Below are 17,936 nucleotides of genomic sequence, written 5' to 3'. Positions count from 1 at the left end.
TATTGCATACATTACATTCTTTAGGCAACAGCATGAGATGGGGTTGAGAACAAGGTAAGGTATTTCTCTACAATAAATATATAACAGCAAAATAACACACTGTCTTTTGTGAAGATTTTTCCCCTTTAGAGAATAGCATAAACAAAAATCAAGTATTTCAGATATATTTCTTTATGCCTCAAAAAAAGCTTCTTCTTTTGTAGGATTTCTAGTCTATGTCTCCTTCCTCAGATTTAGAAATGAGAGACAAAAAACGAAGAATTTGTTTTTTAAATTTAATCTTTAATAATCTCTTTCATAAAAGAGACCAATACTAGAATTTTGTTCATTTCCTATGGCACCTTTAGCTTTGAGATGACGCGAAATATCTAAATTAATTGTCCCTTTCGTCGTTCCATCAGACCCTGCTTCAAAGCCCAAATAAATATTATTGTGTATGTAGCGTCCAATACGTAAGCCTGTATTACCCTTCTCATTAACGATAACATCAAGATCATCAAGTCCAATTTTAGTTCGTAAAGTATTCAATAAAGATGTATTAGAAGCACCTGCAAGATCCGCCACTGCTGCTGCAAGTTGAGCAATCTGAAATGGTGATAATTCATTAAGAGAGCGATTAAAAATCAAACGCGCTAAAATCTCATCCTGAGGCAAATTTGGTTGTGAAGAAAAATTAATATCAAGATTATCAACCGTCCCACTTACCGTTACAGTGACGCGAATATCACCACTGTTATTGTTGGTTACAAAATAAACCGTAGGATTAAGATTACCGCTAAAACTCGCTTGCCCTTGATCAAAATTAAGACGTTGCGAAAGAATATCAAAACGTCCACGAATCATTCTAAATTCACCAACTGGATGCACATCATTCAATGGGCCTGCTAGATTAATGCGTCCTCCAAGTTCAGCATCTAAGCCTTTTCCGCGTACAAAAAATTGATTGCGTGCTGTAATACTCATATTTGATAACACGACAGATGAAGATTCTTGTGTAACTATACGGCTTTTGCTTTTGTTCGTTTTCTTAACATCAGCACGTTCAAGTGTTGTTTGAATCGATTTAGTTAAATTCTTATTTCTAATATCAAGAAACTTAGCACTTTTAAAATGATCAGGAACAAAAACTTCAGCTTTTTCAACGATGATATCACCACCAACAACAAGATCATTTAAAAAATGACCTTTCATTGTCATCTCACCTGACAATGTTGCCAGAATCATAGAACCATCATTATAATTGGCATTATCAAGATGAAATATCAAATCTGTCTCTAGACCATTAGAGATACGACCTGAAGCAGAAATTCTCCCCCCCTCAAACGAAGAAGCTGAAGCTTTCTCTATAAGGATATGATCACCATTCAATTTGCCTTCAAGCGTTATATTATTCAATCCTACATTTGTTTGTGAATCAAAAAAGCTACCGTCGCCTATAGAAATATTTCCTATCAATTGTGGCTTTGATAACGTTCCATTAAGAACTGTATCAATTCTTGCTGTACCCGTTATATGTGCACCACGCTTAGCTAATAAGAGATTAACAAAATCAAGAGGCATTATCCCTTTAACGTTTAATTTTGCCTCTGAACCATTAAGAGATACAGGCCCATGGACGGAAAGATCTAATCCTTTATCTCCAGTAGCTATCATATTTTCAATATGAAATGTCGATTTTTTATAAGAACCACGAGCATTTATATTGATTGACATTGGTCCTTTATGCGTCATAGCGGTTAAATTTTGACTAGAAAGCTCAAAATGAGCAGATGGATCCTTCATTATTCCACCAATATCAATTTTGCCTATCAGTGTCCCATCAAGCGCTTGTCCTGCAATAAAACCATTCGCCAAACGTGCAGATAAATTTTGCAAATTAATATGAAGATCAAGCGTATTTTTCTCTAGAGATACATGCCCCTGAGCTTCTGCTTGTACTCCTTCTCCTGTTAAATTTGCATTTAAAGTAAGATTTTGATCTACAGTGTTTCCCGTAGCAGAAAGAGAAAAAGGCATAATTTTTTTATCTTGAAAAGCAACGGTTGTCAGTCCCTCACCTTTTATATCGTACGTTATATCAGGTTTTTTTAAATGACCACGAATCATAACATGCCCTGTTACACTCCCTGCTGCTCCAAGATCGGCTTTCCACAGATTGACTAAAGTAGCAGGAAGCGCATTCATTGTAAGTTGCAAATTCAGGGTATCTTGAATATTCCCTGCTAAGATGATGTTGCCTCCATTTATTGCAATTCCTAATTCATTGATTGTCATTCCATCTTTATCAAAAGCAATTATGGATGGTTTCAGCAATGTTGCATGAAAAATGTGTTGTTTTAGATCCACAGTTTCAATTTGCACTTCTCGTTTTATACTGTCTGGAAGTTCCTCAACCATTAAACGACCAGAAAGCTGTGCATTGAGAGTATCATGCAACATCGCTTGGACAGTAAAAACCGTTTGTCCATTATTTCTATCGGCGTGAGCATTTAAACGATTGACCATTATCAAAGGTGTTTGAATATGTTCTGCATTGATAACTCCTTCAAACTGTGTCATGCCAAAAGGATCGAATATGTCAGCATCTATTGCCAATTTTTTTATTTTATTCTTGGAAAAATTCAAATGGCTAACATGCGCCTTCACATTGGTTTTTTGTCTGCCATTTTGTTCATCAAAAATAAAATCTCCTTTTACTTTTCCACTACCATCCTGCAAAAATAACGCTGAAAGTACGGAAATATCATCGGCATCAATATGCAACGCTCCTTTCAAAAACCCCCCAAGTTGTTGAGAAAGAGCACCCGTTATTTTTGCACTTCCCCCTCTAATATCGATATTTTCAAGTTTTCGAATTTTATGAGAATCTTTAAAAGAGGCCGATAAATGCAAAGGTTTCTTAGCAAAAATCCCTTCACCTTTTACCACCCCCGTTAAAGCAATAACTGGTGCTGTATTATCTATAAGTGCATCTATGTTAAATGTTGTGTTTTGAAGTTTCTTCCCTACGATTAATGCTTCAGCAATATGAGCACGTGTATTTAGTTTTATATGGCTATTGCGCCCTCTCGCCGTACTTTCAATCGTAAGCGCACCGCTTATCTTTGGATCTAATTTGGACAAATCAGATATTTCAGCAGATAGATCCATTTTAGCGCTTTCATCTGAAAAATAACCGTTAGCCTTTATGTTTGTATATTGATTTTTCAAATTAAAATGACGAAAAATGAAACCCTTCGTATTTCGAGTAGCACCACCTGAAAGAGTGATGTTTCCTTTGAATAAACGATCAAAAGACTGCACGCCTATTTTCATATCGTCAGCCATTCCTGATAATTGGAGATCAAAAATGCCACTCAATAAATTGATCGTTCCTTTGGCTTTAATATCTGCAATACCAGAAAGTGATTGTTTACTGAACACTTCCAAAGGAGTTAATGTTTGAGCTTTTAAACCGAGATCGCCTTTAAAAACAAAACCCTCCATTGTCCCTTTTAACCAAGAAGAAAAACCCTGAGCCGTAACACTCAGATCATGAATCAAAATTGGTTTATTCGAAACAATATCCGTATCTAAATGCACATGAACCGCTTGGCTTAAATTTTCTACTAACGCTCCCTTAATTTTTTTAACCCCTTGAAGCGTTCCTTTAACCTGAACACCAACATGACGAGAAGCTGCATTATCAAGATTTTCGCTTACTCCTCCCATATCAAAAATTGCATCGCGAATATAAATATTTTTATTGCTTAAATGACCTACAACCAACCGCCCATTCCAAGATTGTTGTCCTTCGCGACCATAGTCAATGTTCAAAGCAAGAGTATTCGCAGGTTTTGATACTTCTGATACAGGTAAATGAATAGACTCCTGTTCGTTATCAAGAGCCATTTTACCATCAACAAAAAGCCGCCGCAAAAATCCATCAGCGGTTATTTCAGCATTGGCTATAACATTCATTGCTTTGCTCTGAATAACCATCTGATCAAGGTGTGTCACACCTTCTTTTGTTCTTCTTGTCTTTGCTTTTAATGTTATATCAGATTCGAAGAGACTACGATATTGAGAAGGTATTAAAGGGCTCAGTGTTCCCTCTAGTTTCGTAGAAAAACTGTGTCCTTCTGGAACACTTGCAAGAATAACATTACCATCTAAAATAGAATGATGATCGGACTCTAAAGAAAGTTTGATAACCAAATCATCAAAAGTACCATCACCTTTCACGACGAGATTTAATGCTGGACGTTGTTCAATGTTAAAAATATTCGCCAAAATACCATTTTGTGGTTCGTTAGCAGAAATATCAATTTGAGCTGTACGATTACTATCAGATATCTTGGTGACAACAGAAAAAGAACCTGGTGCATCTAAACGATGCGCCGCTATATCGACATCAAAATTACCACTAGCCAAAGTGAGATTACCTTTTAATGACATATCAGCAGAAAAACCAAAAAGATTCTGTTCAAATGTCACATGTTGAGCTATAAGCGTATTGATAGAAAGAGCAAGCGGCAATTTTGGTAAAGAGAACTTGCCCGTCCCAAGGGAAGAAACAAAAGAAGAATTGCCTTGCGGTTTGCGTAAAAATGCGACCTGTTCTGCCGAAAGCTGGTTAATGTCCATCCGCCCTCTCAGCAACGCTAGACGATTCCAATCCATTTTAGCATTGGTAATTTTAAGCCAAACCCCTTTTTTATCACTGACAGTAATAGCATCAATTGATGTTTGAGAAGACAGTGTCCCTTGTATATTATGTAAACGAACTTGACGATTGGGCGTTGAAAGCTTTCGTTCAATTAAAGAAACAAACCATGAGCGATCATCTGTTTTCATTTCGCTAGAGGGAAGAGTATCTCCTCTTTGCGCAAAAACAAAACCACCCACCCCAAAAAACAAAAATACAAAGAAGAAAGCTGATAAATGTACACCTTTTTTCATTAAAATGCTTGCCCTATACCCACATAAAAACCAATGCGAGGATCACCCTTCTCTCTCTTTAAAGGAAAGGCTAAATCAACGCGTAAAGGACCAAGACCCGTCATATAACGACCTCCTATACCGGCTCCCCATTTAATTTTTTGAGAAAAATCAAAATTCGCCTTTTCCCCTACGGCACCTCCATCAAGAAAACCGACAAACCCTATTTTATCATTTAAAGAAACACGCAATTCTGCCGATCCCTCAACAACTGCCCGTCCACCAACAACCGCATCATTTTCTGTTTTGATACCAATATTACGGTAAGCATAACCACGAACAGAGCCCCCACCACCAGCAAAAAAAAGCGTATTCGCGGGGATTTGTGCTGTATCATTCCCAAGAATTGTACCAAGCTTTGCCCGCGTAGCAAAAACAAAACGATTCCCTTCATCCAACGCCCAATAAGAACGACCTTCTGCTGTTACTTTTGCAACAAAGTTGCTAAAACGCATCTCATAAAAAGGCTCAATGAAAACTTCACCATATAAACCTTTTGTTGCATTAAGCTTATTATTACGACTATCGTAAATCAAACCGCTAGGGAAACCTATTGTTGTAAAATTACGGCTCCCAAAATAAATATCACGTGAATAACCATTTGAAACTTCTACAGCAGCCTGTCCCGATAGATTACCATTGAAAATATGTGTAATCCCTAATCTTCCTTTGATGGCCTTTGTCGTATAATTTTCTAGAACATCTTGTTGTATTTTTAATTCTGATCTGAGATCTGTATCTGGCGTGAGTACACCAGGCTTTATAAACGTACCACCGAAAAGATAATCAAAATTTTTAAAATTATACGATTGCTTTTTATTGCTACCAACACCACTTATTTTTGTTTCAATTTTAAGAACCTCTGCATGACCAAAAAGATTGTTATGCATCCAATAAGCTTCAAAACCAGCACCATCTAATGTTGAATAGCTACCGCCTACACCAAAACGACGCGGTTTACGTTCTTGTACAACAAGTGAAAGCGGTAAACTGCCATCTAGATTAATGGTATCAGCCTCACGTATATTGATAGCACGAAAAACACCAAGGCGCGCAAGACGTTCATTTGCCTTCGCTAAGGCATCGGAATCGTATTTCTGACCTTGCTTCAATCCGGTCATCCATGCGATATAAGCTGAATCTACACGTGGTTTATTACTTATATTACGCACACTTAAAGGACCATAATGAGCCTTTTGTCCAAGATCAACAACAATCCGTCCTTCAACACGCAACGCAGCATGATCAGCCACGACCTCACTTTTCATAATTTTAGCTTTGGCATAACCTTGTTGACGCCATCCTTCTATCGCCCATTTTTCTGCTTTCAAAATGGTTTCAGATTTAGCAATAGCCCCAACTTTATAGCCCAATTCTTCAATTGTGGGCATTTTATGCGCTTTACGTTTTTCAAACGGAGCTACTTTATCAATATCTGCAATACTAAAAACATATTGTGGACCGGCATTAATTGTAATAACAATATTGGATTGTGCTGGAAGTTGAGTTACCGGACTTAAATCAGCGACTTCTAAGCCATTAATTTTAATACTAATAACACCACCGTAGCGTCCATCAGCATAAAGAGCAGAAAGAATTGCTCGATAATCTGAACGCGCCTTGGCTAGCAAACCAGAAGAACTGGCGGATGCTTTCTCTTTATCAGCAACAAGAGAAGAAACAGATTTAACTATTTTTATACCTTCTAATGGCGCGCCTGGCGGAGCAACAACATCAACTTTATAAAATCTCTCTGTACTTTTGGCATAATTTGAAGGAGAATTTGTTTTCTTTTGACCAAAAAAAGGTATGCCGAAAAAATCAAATGCAGCAAGTGGCTGTGGAAAAGCAAAAGCGAAACACAAGCCTATAAATACACAGCGCACAGTCCCTGATTTTAACAAAATTCTTGCCTGGTATACCATAAAATCAGATACCTTATAATACACTTTGCATCTACTACACTTTAAATAATATAAAAATGAGAAAGGTAAATATAATTACTTTGCACATTTTACACGTTTTATCACATCAAATAACATTCTGCGATACATAACGTCACCCTCCCCTTATATTTTCATAAAATTCTGCACTGTTGCATAACACGAACAGCCTCATTCTTTTTCCTTAACATATTTATTTAGCTTATTATAAACGTTTTATTGCGTTCCATACTATCATGGTTAAATTTGTACAAATGACTTTCCATGAGAACGCTAAAAAACTGCCTACGTATATAGATCTCTCTATAAAAAAAACCATAGAGATGCTTCTTGATTTTTATGCATAGATATGATTGTCTCTACAAAGTCTAAAGGGGGAAATAAACAAATGATCGCACGTGTTACAACTGTCGCTTTTCGCGGTCTAGAAGCAGTCCCTGTGGATGTACAGGTTATGATTTCATCTGGTAAAATAGGAATGGCTATTGTTGGATTAGCTGATAAAGCAGTTGCAGAAAGCCGTGAACGTGTACAAGCAGCCCTCCACGCTTGTGGACTTTCTATGCCTACTAAACGGATTACGATTAATCTTGCACCAGCTGATTTGCCTAAAGAGGGATCGCATTATGATTTGCCAATCGCCGTAGGCTTAATGCTTGCTATGGGAATCCTCCCTCCCGAAGTAGCACAAGACTATATCATTTTAGGAGAATTATCACTGGATGGTTCACTTACCGCTGTTAATGGTGTTTTACCAGCTGCCATGACAGCTTTATCACTCGATAAAGGACTGATTTGTCCTTTCCAATGTGGACCTGAAGCTGCTTGGGCAAATGCAGAAATAAATATTCTTGCCCCAGAGACTCTGCTCACTATAGTCAACCATTTCAAAGGAACCCAAATTCAAAAACGTCCACAACCGCGCCAATATACTATCGAAACTGAACTTCCAGATCTTTGCGAAATCAAAGGACAGAAAACAGCCAAACGTGCCTTAGAAGTTTGTGCTGCTGGACGCCATAACCTCTTGTTTGTAGGACCTCCTGGTGCTGGGAAATCTATGTTAGCGCAACGCTTACCTTCCATTTTGCCACCTCTTGATAGCCGTGAGCTTTTAGATGTCTCTCTGATTGCTTCTATTACAGGAGAAGCGGTTCATAATACCATTTCACTTCATTGCCCCTTTCGTTCCCCACATCATTCTGCTTCCATGGCCGCAATGATTGGTGGGGGACTTAAAGGACGACCGGGAGAGGTCTCCCTTGCCCATAATGGTGTGTTATTTCTTGATGAATTGCCTGAATTTTCTCCGCAGGTTCTTGATTCTCTTCGTCAACCCTTAGAAAGTGGGGAATCGGTTATCGCCCGCGCTAATCACCATATTAGCTATCCTGCTCGCTTCCAACTCATTGCCGCAATGAATCCTTGCCGTTGTGGTATGGCAGGCGAAAAAGACCATGTTTGCGCTAAAGGAATACGCTGCCAAATCGATTATCAGTCCCGTATTTCTGGTCCTCTGCTTGACCGAATTGATTTACGGATTGATGTCCCTGCTTTGACAGCTATGGACCTTATGCAACCAGAACAATCAGAAAAAAGCTGCGATGTTGCCAAACGCGTCGCACGATGCCGTACCATTCAAGCTAAACGTTTTGCAACAATGGGGTTTGATCATATTCGCACCAATGGCGATTGCCCTGCCAAAATTATAGAACAGATTGCCATTCCTGATAAAAGTGCGACCACACTCTTACGAGATGTGAGTGAAAAAATGCACCTCTCTGCACGCGCTTATCATCGCATTCTCAAAGTTGCACGCACAATTGCTGATCTTGACGAATCAGATAATCTTTCACGCTATCATCTCGCAGAAGCTATTTCCTATCGACTAGGCACAGAAAGATTAACAGCTCTTAATTAAAAAACTATTCATCAATAAAAACTTATTGGAAAATACCGCAAATAAAGTTCTGTAAGTTTACCATCCTCTTCTAGAGATTTCAGCGCATAATTGAGTATATCAACCAATTTTTCATTCTTTTTTGCAACAGCAAGCTGCATTCCTTGTCCCAATAACTGTGGCGCCATATATGCCCCCCCAACAAAATGACAGCAATCAACAGATTTTTGTTTTTTGAACCATAACGATAAAGCAAATCCATCATCAAAAATAAGGTCAATTTTACGCTCCTGTAATGCTTTATAGAGCTCTTCTCTCTTTTTAAATCCTTGCCATTTTGCTTTAGGAAAATAATGATGAAAGAGCTTTTCGTGAACACTTTTAGACAAAACACCACTTGTTAAATATACCAATTTATCGCTTATTGGCTCATCGATATTTAAAAGTCGAGAAGCAACAAATCGCGCTGGAAAGCGCAAATATGACTTTGTAAAAACAAGATCTTGCTGGGTTTTACTTGTTTCTTTTAAACCCGCAATAATGACTTCTGCACCACCACTTTTAACATGTTCCACAAGCTCTTTCCAAGGAATTACTTCTACTTCACAAAGCTTCTCTAGTTTTAATTTTGAGCAAATAGCGCGCAATAAATCGATATTATAACCTGCAAGATGCCCCGTTTGATCAAGGAAATTAAAAGGTGGAAAATCAAAAGTTGTTACAAAACGCAAACGAAGGATATCCGTTGTATCAGGTTGCACCAAATGTTCATGCGAATCAAAAAAAGAAGGCAACCTTTCAGCTTCTGCGTAAGAGGAAAATAGCCCCCCCCCTGCTACAAATAAAATACGAATAAAAATATTATATGGATTATTGAATAAAAAGTACCGTAAACGCGATTGAAGCTGTTTTACATATATAGATTTTTTTATTTTCAAAATCTCTCCCCCCATTTTTCAAAACTAAGATGCAACTCTTCTCAATTATTATCTAACGCACTTCACCAAAATATCTGGCGTTTAATAAATAAAATTCTTGCTATTTTTAAAAACTGTTAAAAAATTTAACAGTTTTCATATATTTTTTTGAAACCCATTGAAAATACTTAGATTTCTTATGTTAATTTTCCCAAATGAATATAAAAAGTAATTTTAGCGAAAGGCGATTTGATTTTTTAAATATAAGAAATAAGCTGTACATACTTTAGTGGCACGCTCCATTTTATCAAAATATCCCGCGTATCTTAAAATATTAAGATACCGATTTGTAATATTAATTTATTTATATTGAAAATATCAAAACTCTTTCTTTGTGTATCACAACCGGAGGGAGTATATAAGTACTATTAAAGAAAAGAATAAAAATGCCTCTCAAATGCCAAGGGTTTTCTCAACATTAAGGTTGCATCAACATTTAAGAGCTGAAAATAAAATGATGATACTGGTTTGTACCTTACTATCAAGATAAGACAATGGATTTTATAGCATTCACAAGGTACTTTATGCTATTCAAACGTCATAGAAAACAAGTCTGAGAACATTTGAAAGATGCTTCTTAAAAAGTGCGTAAATAAGTAGCACAATGGCATTTTGTTTTAAATGAGGACGTAACCTCCATTACAGAAATGAGAAAAAACGTAAACACTGTGTCATTACCTTATTATTTAAAAACATTGTCATGAACGTTTTCAAAGTTGTAAAGTTGAATAAAAGGATGACAATATATCAAGGAAGCGCTTAAATATTTATATCACCACCCTAAATAAACTGTATTTTTCTGTATAATACTACACTATCATTCTCTCCATTATATATCGACAGATATTGAATCTAAAGCTGATATACGATAAATATTTAATGTGGTTATTCCATAAATAACTGATCAGAACATTGAGCTTTAAAAAAAAGCGGATAAAATATTGTAAATTGAACACAGGAATGGACTAACTTATGAGTGATGAAATAACCTCACCAGAACAAAGCAATGACTATGATGCCGCTTCTATCAAAGTTCTCAAAGGTCTTGATGCTGTACGCAAACGTCCTGGTATGTATATTGGTGATACTGATGATGGATCGGGTTTACACCATATGGTCTATGAAGTTGTAGACAATGCTATCGATGAAGCTCTAGCCGGTCATGCTACTCTTGTAAACGTTACACTCCATGCTGATGGTTCTTGTTCTGTTCGTGATAATGGACGTGGAATTCCGACAGATATCCATCCAACAGAAGGTATTTCTGCAGCTGAAGTTATTATGACACAGCTTCATGCCGGCGGAAAGTTTGATCAAAACTCTTATAAAGTTTCAGGTGGATTACACGGTGTTGGTGTCTCTGTTGTGAATGCATTATCCGTTTGGCTTAAATTGCAAATCAGACGGAATGGTAAAATTCATGAAATATCTTTTACCCACGGGGTAGCTGATGCTCCATTAAAAGTTATTGGCGATTGCGATAGAGAAAGTGGAACAGAAATCAGATTTTTACCAAGTTCTGAAACTTTTACTATGGTTGAGTTTGATTTTGAGACTTTGGAACGCCGTTTACGGGAATTAGCCTTTCTAAATTCTGGGGTTTATATTCTTCTTGTTGACGAACGTCATGCTGATGTTAAATCAGTTGAATTGCATTATGAAGGTGGATTAACGGAGTTTGTCAAATATATTGACCAATCAAAAAAAGCTCTGCTTGATAACCCTATTTACATTGCAAGTGAAAAGGATGGTATGAGCGTTGATGTTGCCCTATGGTGGAACGATTCCTATCATGAGAAGGTCTTGTGTTTTACCAATAATATTCCTCAGCGTGACGGTGGAACTCATTTGATAGGTTTTAGAAGTGCCCTTACACGCCAAATTAATGGCTATGCTGAATCTTCAGGTATTGCTAAAAAAGAAAAAGTAAACTTAACCGGTGATGACTGCCGTGAAGGATTAACAGCTATTCTTTCTGTCAAAGTTCCTGATCCAAAATTTTCTTCACAAACAAAGGATAAGCTAGTCTCTTCTGAAGTGCGCCCTATTGTTGAAAATTTGGTCAATGAAGGTCTTTCAGTATGGCTGGAAGAACATCCTCATGAAGCAAAACTTCTCATTAGTAAAGTGGTAGAAGCTGCAACAGCACGTGAAGCAGCACGCAAAGCACGTGAACTCACAAGACGAAAAGGAGCGCTTGATATCACTTCTCTGCCAGGAAAGCTTGCCGATTGCCAAGAACGTGATCCTGCAAAATCAGAAATCTTTATTGTCGAGGGGGATTCGGCTGGTGGTTCAGCAAAAGGTGGGCGCTCACGTCAAAATCAAGCAATTTTACCCCTTCGTGGTAAAATCCTCAATGTTGAACGAGCACGTTTCGACCGCATGCTCTCATCTGATATGATTGGAACACTTATTACAGCTCTTGGAACGTCTATCGGTAAAGATGAATTTTCACCGGATAAATTACGTTATCATAAGATTATTATCATGACGGATGCGGACGTCGATGGAGCCCATATTCGTACTCTGCTGCTCACTTTCTTTTTTAGACAGATGCCCGAGTTGATTGAACGTGGACATCTTTATATTGCTCAGCCTCCTCTTTATAAAGTATCGCGTGGAAAATCTTCCCAATATATTAAAAATGAAGCAGCGTTTGAAGAATTCTTGATCGATACTGGATTAGAAGAAACAACGCTTGAGCTTTCAACAGGAGAAGTTCGTGCAGGGGCTGATTTGTATCAACTCGCTAAAGATGCTCGTATATTACGTCAGCTTTTAAATGGTCTTCATACCCGTTATGACCACAATATTGTTGAGCAAGCAGCCATTGTTGGTGCTTTTAACCATGAAGCCTTTACAACACAAGAAAAAGCGCAAAAAATAGCAGAGGCTGTCGCACACCGCCTTAACCTGATTTCTGATGATATGGAACAGGGTTGGAGTGGACAATATATAGAAGATGGAAGTTTATGTTTTGAGCGTATTTTGCGTGGCGTTAAAGATGTTATCACGCTTGATGTGGGACTTATAAATTCAACTGACGCACGCCAAATTGATCGCATTTCCCAAAATTTTATCGACATATACCACCCTCCTGTTCTTTTACGTCGCAAAGATAAAACAGAGCGTATTTTTGGGCCCGTTAGCCTTTTAGAGAGCATTTTTACAAACGGTAAAAAAGGTCTTACTCTTCAACGTTATAAAGGTCTTGGGGAAATGAATGCTGAACAGCTTTGGGAAACAACTCTTGATCCTAATGCACGTTCTCTTTTACAAGTAAAAATTAATGATGCAACCGATGCAGATTCACTCTTTTCTCGTCTCATGGGTGATGAAGTTGAACCTAGACGTATTTTTATTCAAGACAATGCCTTAAGCGTTGCCAATCTTGATATCTAAAGGTACTCTTCTGTTTTTAGCTGTGTAAATGTCGCAGTTTTATACGTTGTTTTTTCGTATTTGAGCATTTCCTCTCTATTTCATTTACGATAAAAGAAAAATAAGGAAGATCATACACATGGCAGTTGAAACAGAACGTGTAGGAACCAAGGGTGGCATGGAGCACTCTTTTGGTTTTACAAGAGTAGATGAAACACAAAAACAATCCATGGTAGATGGTGTGTTTCATTCTGTTGCTGAAAATTACGACAAGATGAATGATATCTTATCCTTAGGGCTACACCGTATGTGGAAAAATTCCATGATTGCTTGGCTTTCCCCACCAGCACTTTCTCATTGGAAAGTTCTTGATGTCGCTGGCGGTACAGGTGATATTGCTTTTCGTATTCTTAATGCTTCACGCCAAAAAGCCCATGCTACAGTGCTTGATATTAATGGCTCAATGCTCAGCGTTGGAAAAAAACGCGCACAAAAAAATGGTCTTGCCCCTCTGATTGATTTTGTTGAAGCCAATGCAGAAAATCTCCCCTTTGAAGATCAAAGCTTTGACGCTTACACTATTGCTTTTGGAATTCGCAATGTTCCTCATATTGATCAAGCTCTTAGAGAAGCTTTTCGTGTTTTAAAGCCCGGTGGACGTTTCTTATGTTTAGAATTTTCAAATGTCGAGATACCTTGGCTGGATAAAATTTATGATCTTTGGTCTTTCCATGCTATCCCTAAGCTGGGTCAATTTATTGCAAATGATGGCAATGCTTATCGTTATTTGGTTGAATCTATCCGAAAATTTCCTAAGCAAGATGATTTTGCCCATGTGATCAAGCATGCGGGGTTTTCGCGGGTATCGTACCGCAATTTCACCGGTGCGATTGCAGCGCTGCATTCAGGTTGGAAAATTTAAAAATGGTGCAAATTTCCCCTTACTTTCAATTGATGCGTGCAGGATGGATTTTAACACGTGAAGGTGTTTTAAATGCTCTTCCTCATGATGATCTTCAAGGATTTCCAGCACTATGTCATCGTATAGCGCGTGCATTAGCACGACGAAAAACGAAAAAAAAACAGCGATCTGAAAATATTTCGTATGCTATTAATAAGCTTGGACCCTCGTACATAAAACTTGGTCAATTTCTTGCCACAAGACCTGATATTGTTGGGCGTGATATTGCGGAAGATTTGTCACAACTACAAGATCGTGTCCAAACATTTTCTTGCACTGCCGCTATTGCTCAAATTGAAAGTTCTCTTGGTCGCTCTATTGATGATTTATTCGTAAATTTTTATCCGCCCATTGCCGCCGCTTCTATTGCTCAAGTTCATCCAGCTGAATACAATGATGAAACTGGTCATAAGAAAAAATGTGCTGTAAAAGTTATTCGTCCTAATATTAGAGCACGTTTTTCTAAAGATCTTAGAGGATTCTATCTTATTGCTCACTTACAAGAGCGCTATATTCCTGCCTCTCGAAGGCTTCGTCCTGTTAGTGTGGTGGATACTTTAGCACAAACAACACGCATTGAAATGGATTTACGTTTAGAAGCAGCAGCTATATCTGAAATGGCTGAAAATATTCAACACGATACAGGCTTTCGAGTTCCACGTATTGACTGGGAACGGACAGGACGTAATGTTCTTACAATGGAATGGATTGATGGTATCAGAATATCCGAAATTTCCAAACTCAAAGAAGCAGGATTTGATTTGCAGGCGCTTGCCATTACGCTTATTCAATCTTTTCTTCGTCATACATTGCGTGATGGTTTTTTTCACGCCGATATGCATCCTGGTAATTTATTTGTAGACTCGCAAGGATGTATTGTTGCTGTTGATCTAGGCATTACAGGAAGGCTTGGCAAAAAAGAAAAGCATTTCCTTGCTGAAATCCTTTATGGCTTTATTACCCGCGATTATCATCGGGTTGCACGCGCCCATTTTGAAGCAGGTTATGTTCCTTCACACCATAATATTGAAAGCTTTGCTCAAGCCAACCGCGCTATTGGCGAACCAATACATGGACAATCAGCACAAAGCATTTCCATGGCTAAATTGCTCACTTTATTGTTTGAAGTCACTGAATTATTTGACATGCAAACGCGACCTGAACTTTTATTGCTGCAAAAAACGATGGTTGTCGTGGAAGGTGTTGCCCGCACATTAGACCCAACTTTTAATATGTGGAAAGCTTCTGAACCTGTTGTCAAAGAATGGATTAGTAAAAATTTAGGGCCCGTAGGCGTTGCAAAAGACTTTAGTGAAGGAGCACAAGCTCTCCTTTCGCTGGCACGCAAAACACCACAATTGGTTCAAAATTTCCAACGGATAGAAGAAGATTTCAATCAAATGAGAAAAACAGGTTTTAATCTTTCTCCTGCCACCCTCAAACACCTTGCTGTCGAACAAAGTCGTAGAAACCGTTATGGTCGTTATAGCCTTTTCATCATTGCACTTTGTTGCGTTTGTCTCACTTTTTACTTTTTTCATCTTTTCTAATTTCCTTAATATGCTAAAAATATCAACAATGAAATCATTGCAATCATTTTATTTCTTGGAGGTATTTTATGGCCAGCATTACTATTCGTAACCTGTCTCCTGAAACCAAAGAAGCTTTGCGCATACGCGCAGCGCAAAATGGTATTTCTATGGAAGAAGAAGTCCGACGCCTTTTAAGCAATCCCACTCCTTTCACCGCACAACTCTCTCATACTCGTGCTGTTGAAGTGCAATCATTGAAATCAAAATCACTCCTTCTTATTATTGGAGGAAGTATTGCATCCTATAAAGCACTTGATTTAATTCGCCGTTTACAAGAACGTGGAGCACACTTAAAAGTTGTGATGACAAAAGCAGCGCAAAAATTTATTACGCCTTTAGCCGCTGAAGCTTTAAGCGGTGGTACTGTATATACTGATTTATTTTCACGCGAAGAAGAGCACGATATTGGACATATCCGATTAGCACGTAATGCTGACCTTATTATTTTAGCCCCTGCTACAGCCAATCGCATTGCAAAAATAGCCAATGGCATAGGAGATGATCTGGCTGATTGCATCCTTTTAGCGGCACGTTGTCCACTCTTAATTGCACCCGCTATGAATCCGTCCATGTGGGCGCATCCAGCTACTATTCGCAATGTTGCACAACTGCGCGCAGATGGCGTTCATATCATTGGACCAGAAATCGGAAATATGGCTGAACGTGACGAGATAGGATATGGGCGCATGAGCGAACCTTTAAACATTGTCGCTACCATAGAGACTCTGTTGAATGTGCATGAAAAACCTCTCTCTGACCGCCATTTCATCGTTACCTCTGGCCCTACCCATGAACCAATTGATCCGGTGCGTTATCTTGCTAATCGGTCTTCAGGTAAACAAGGTCATGCCATCGCAACCGCTCTTGCGCATTTGGGTGCAAAAGTAACACTTATTTGTGGACCTGTTAATCTTGCAGACCCACAAGAAGTAAAAACCATTCATGTTGAAACAGCACAACAGATGTTACAAGCCGTTCAAACCGCATTGCCTGCTGATGGCGCCATCTTCGTTGCCGCTGTTTGTGATTGGCGCAGTCAAACGCAGTCGTTACACAAAATTAAAAAGAATGCTCATAAAATACCACCATCCCTTCATATGGTCGAAAATCCTGACATTTTAGCAACAATTGGACACGCTCCAAACCGCCCCTCATTGGTCATTGGTTTTGCTGCTGAAACATGTGATATCATTGCCAATGCACAAAAAAAATGTGTTGAAAAAGGAGCTGATTTCATTCTTGCTAATGATATTTCTCTTCAACTAGATGGAACAAGTGTCATGGGTGCTGATACAAATCAAGTTTATCTCGTGAGTAAGGAAAAAATTGAACAATGGCCCCATATGAGTAAACAACACGTAGCGCAAAAATTAGCAAACATGATTGTATCATTTTTTTCTCCCCAAACACCTACTCCTCACGAGAAAAATATACCCCATTCCACATAATAACTCTTCAAATGCATTGATTAAAACACCTCATAAAATAAAACTGACAATAGTATCTATCTATCTCGATTATTATATAATATTTTGATTTATAATGATAATCTAGTGTTGTTCATATTAAATTAGAATCCCGCATATCGTAAGATTCTCTTATTCCCAATCTCTTTCATCATGAAACAATGAAAACCATTTTCTTGCACGTTGCAAACAAGGATAGCTGTATGAATACAAAATGTTTGAGAAAGAACTAAAAAACGCTTATAACGTACCGTCTCAAGGACCAAGGATTGTCGAGCAACACCGAGGATGATGGCGCCAGCGTGCCCTTTTATTAAGCGTCAAGATAGTGGGTGCCCTATAAGTGTTATATTATTCCCGAGAGCTTTCCCTTATACCATTAACAAGCGCTGTTGCGAAATGAGTATGACGAGCGTTGGGAAATGTTTTTTTTAAATCCTATCTCACCTAGCCTTCATAAAAGTAGGATCTATTGCACCACTGTCTCCCCTGCTTATAAAAAAACAAGCTATCGTTCACTTTGCCTACTATCAATTTTGAGAAAGCTCTTGCACTGAATAAAATTTATAAAAAGCATTTTCTTTCTTCAATGTTTTTATCCCCATATTGGTCCTGTTTATGATATGCAAATAAATGATTTTGATTGTTTCATGATGAGAGCAGCTAATGAGAAAATATGACAACTTTATTTGGAGCTCTTATTCACTGTGAAAAATAATGTATAAATCAATAT

Annotated in this window: 8 protein-coding genes; 5 read left to right on the top strand and 3 right to left on the bottom strand. The window is 38.1% G+C overall.

From position 1 onward, the window contains the following. Positions 1-282 precede the first annotated feature (282 nt). The gene (locus PVV60_RS00425; RefSeq protein ID WP_273722403.1) at positions 283-4,941 is read right to left on the bottom strand and encodes a translocation/assembly module TamB domain-containing protein; all 4,659 of its coding nucleotides are present in this window, start codon (positions 4,939-4,941) and stop codon (positions 283-285) included. Then, on the bottom strand, positions 4,941-6,905 hold the full coding sequence (locus tag PVV60_RS00420) for an autotransporter assembly complex family protein (protein ID WP_273722402.1): 1,965 nt from the start codon (positions 6,903-6,905) through the stop codon (positions 4,941-4,943). Before PVV60_RS00420 ends, PVV60_RS00425 begins: the two co-directional genes overlap by 1 nt. A gap of 406 nt (positions 6,906-7,311) precedes the next feature. Between PVV60_RS00420 and PVV60_RS00415 the strand changes: the two genes are divergently transcribed. After that, a complete protein-coding gene (locus PVV60_RS00415; protein WP_273722401.1) occupies positions 7,312-8,844 on the top strand; it encodes a YifB family Mg chelatase-like AAA ATPase in 1,533 nt (510 codons plus the stop codon). 11 nt (positions 8,845-8,855) lie between these two features. On the opposite strand, the gene PVV60_RS00410 is transcribed toward PVV60_RS00415, so the two are convergent. Beyond that, positions 8,856-9,776, bottom strand: coding sequence for a transporter substrate-binding domain-containing protein (locus tag PVV60_RS00410; RefSeq protein WP_273722400.1), 921 nt, complete (start codon positions 9,774-9,776; stop codon positions 8,856-8,858). Between the two features lie 996 nt (positions 9,777-10,772). Here PVV60_RS00410 and gyrB point away from each other — a divergent pair. From gyrB to coaBC, 4 genes are all read left to right on the top strand, one after another. Continuing rightward, the gene (gyrB, locus tag PVV60_RS00405; RefSeq protein ID WP_273722399.1) at positions 10,773-13,205 is read left to right on the top strand and encodes a DNA topoisomerase (ATP-hydrolyzing) subunit B; all 2,433 of its coding nucleotides are present in this window, start codon (positions 10,773-10,775) and stop codon (positions 13,203-13,205) included. Between the two features lie 118 nt (positions 13,206-13,323). After that, positions 13,324-14,106: a bifunctional demethylmenaquinone methyltransferase/2-methoxy-6-polyprenyl-1,4-benzoquinol methylase UbiE gene (gene ubiE, locus PVV60_RS00400; protein WP_273722398.1), complete on the top strand. Its 783-nt coding sequence runs from the start codon at positions 13,324-13,326 to the stop codon at positions 14,104-14,106. 2 nt (positions 14,107-14,108) lie between these two features. Continuing rightward, the gene (gene ubiB, locus PVV60_RS00395) at positions 14,109-15,695 is read left to right on the top strand and encodes a 2-polyprenylphenol 6-hydroxylase (RefSeq protein ID WP_273722397.1); all 1,587 of its coding nucleotides are present in this window, start codon (positions 14,109-14,111) and stop codon (positions 15,693-15,695) included. Between the two features lie 68 nt (positions 15,696-15,763). Further along, entirely contained in the window at positions 15,764-17,185 is a 1,422-nt protein-coding gene (coaBC, locus tag PVV60_RS00390) for a bifunctional phosphopantothenoylcysteine decarboxylase/phosphopantothenate--cysteine ligase CoaBC (protein WP_273722396.1), read from the top strand. Positions 17,186-17,936 lie beyond the last annotated feature (751 nt).

Source organism: Bartonella sp. AU18XJBT, assembly GCF_028618595.1.
In the GTDB taxonomy this organism is placed as follows: Bacteria; Pseudomonadota; Alphaproteobacteria; order Rhizobiales; family Rhizobiaceae; genus Bartonella.
Note: the sequence above shows the minus strand (reverse complement) of the source record. Positions and strands in the feature narration are given on the sequence as shown.

What these genes read in the sequence shown, in the direction of transcription:
- PVV60_RS00425 (WP_273722403.1), bottom strand. Translation starts at nt 4,941, where the DNA reads ATGAAAAAAGGTGTACATTTATCAGCTTTCTTCTTTGTATTTTTGTTT.
- PVV60_RS00420 (WP_273722402.1), bottom strand. Translation starts at nt 6,905, where the DNA reads ATGGTATACCAGGCAAGAATTTTGTTAAAATCAGGGACTGTGCGCTGT.
- PVV60_RS00415 (WP_273722401.1), top strand. Translation starts at nt 7,312, where the DNA reads ATGATCGCACGTGTTACAACTGTCGCTTTTCGCGGTCTAGAAGCAGTC.
- PVV60_RS00410 (WP_273722400.1), bottom strand. Translation starts at nt 9,776, where the DNA reads ATGGGGGGAGAGATTTTGAAAATAAAAAAATCTATATATGTAAAACAG.
- gyrB (WP_273722399.1), top strand. Translation starts at nt 10,773, where the DNA reads ATGAGTGATGAAATAACCTCACCAGAACAAAGCAATGACTATGATGCC.
- ubiE (WP_273722398.1), top strand. Translation starts at nt 13,324, where the DNA reads ATGGCAGTTGAAACAGAACGTGTAGGAACCAAGGGTGGCATGGAGCAC.
- ubiB (WP_273722397.1), top strand. Translation starts at nt 14,109, where the DNA reads ATGGTGCAAATTTCCCCTTACTTTCAATTGATGCGTGCAGGATGGATT.
- coaBC (WP_273722396.1), top strand. Translation starts at nt 15,764, where the DNA reads ATGGCCAGCATTACTATTCGTAACCTGTCTCCTGAAACCAAAGAAGCT.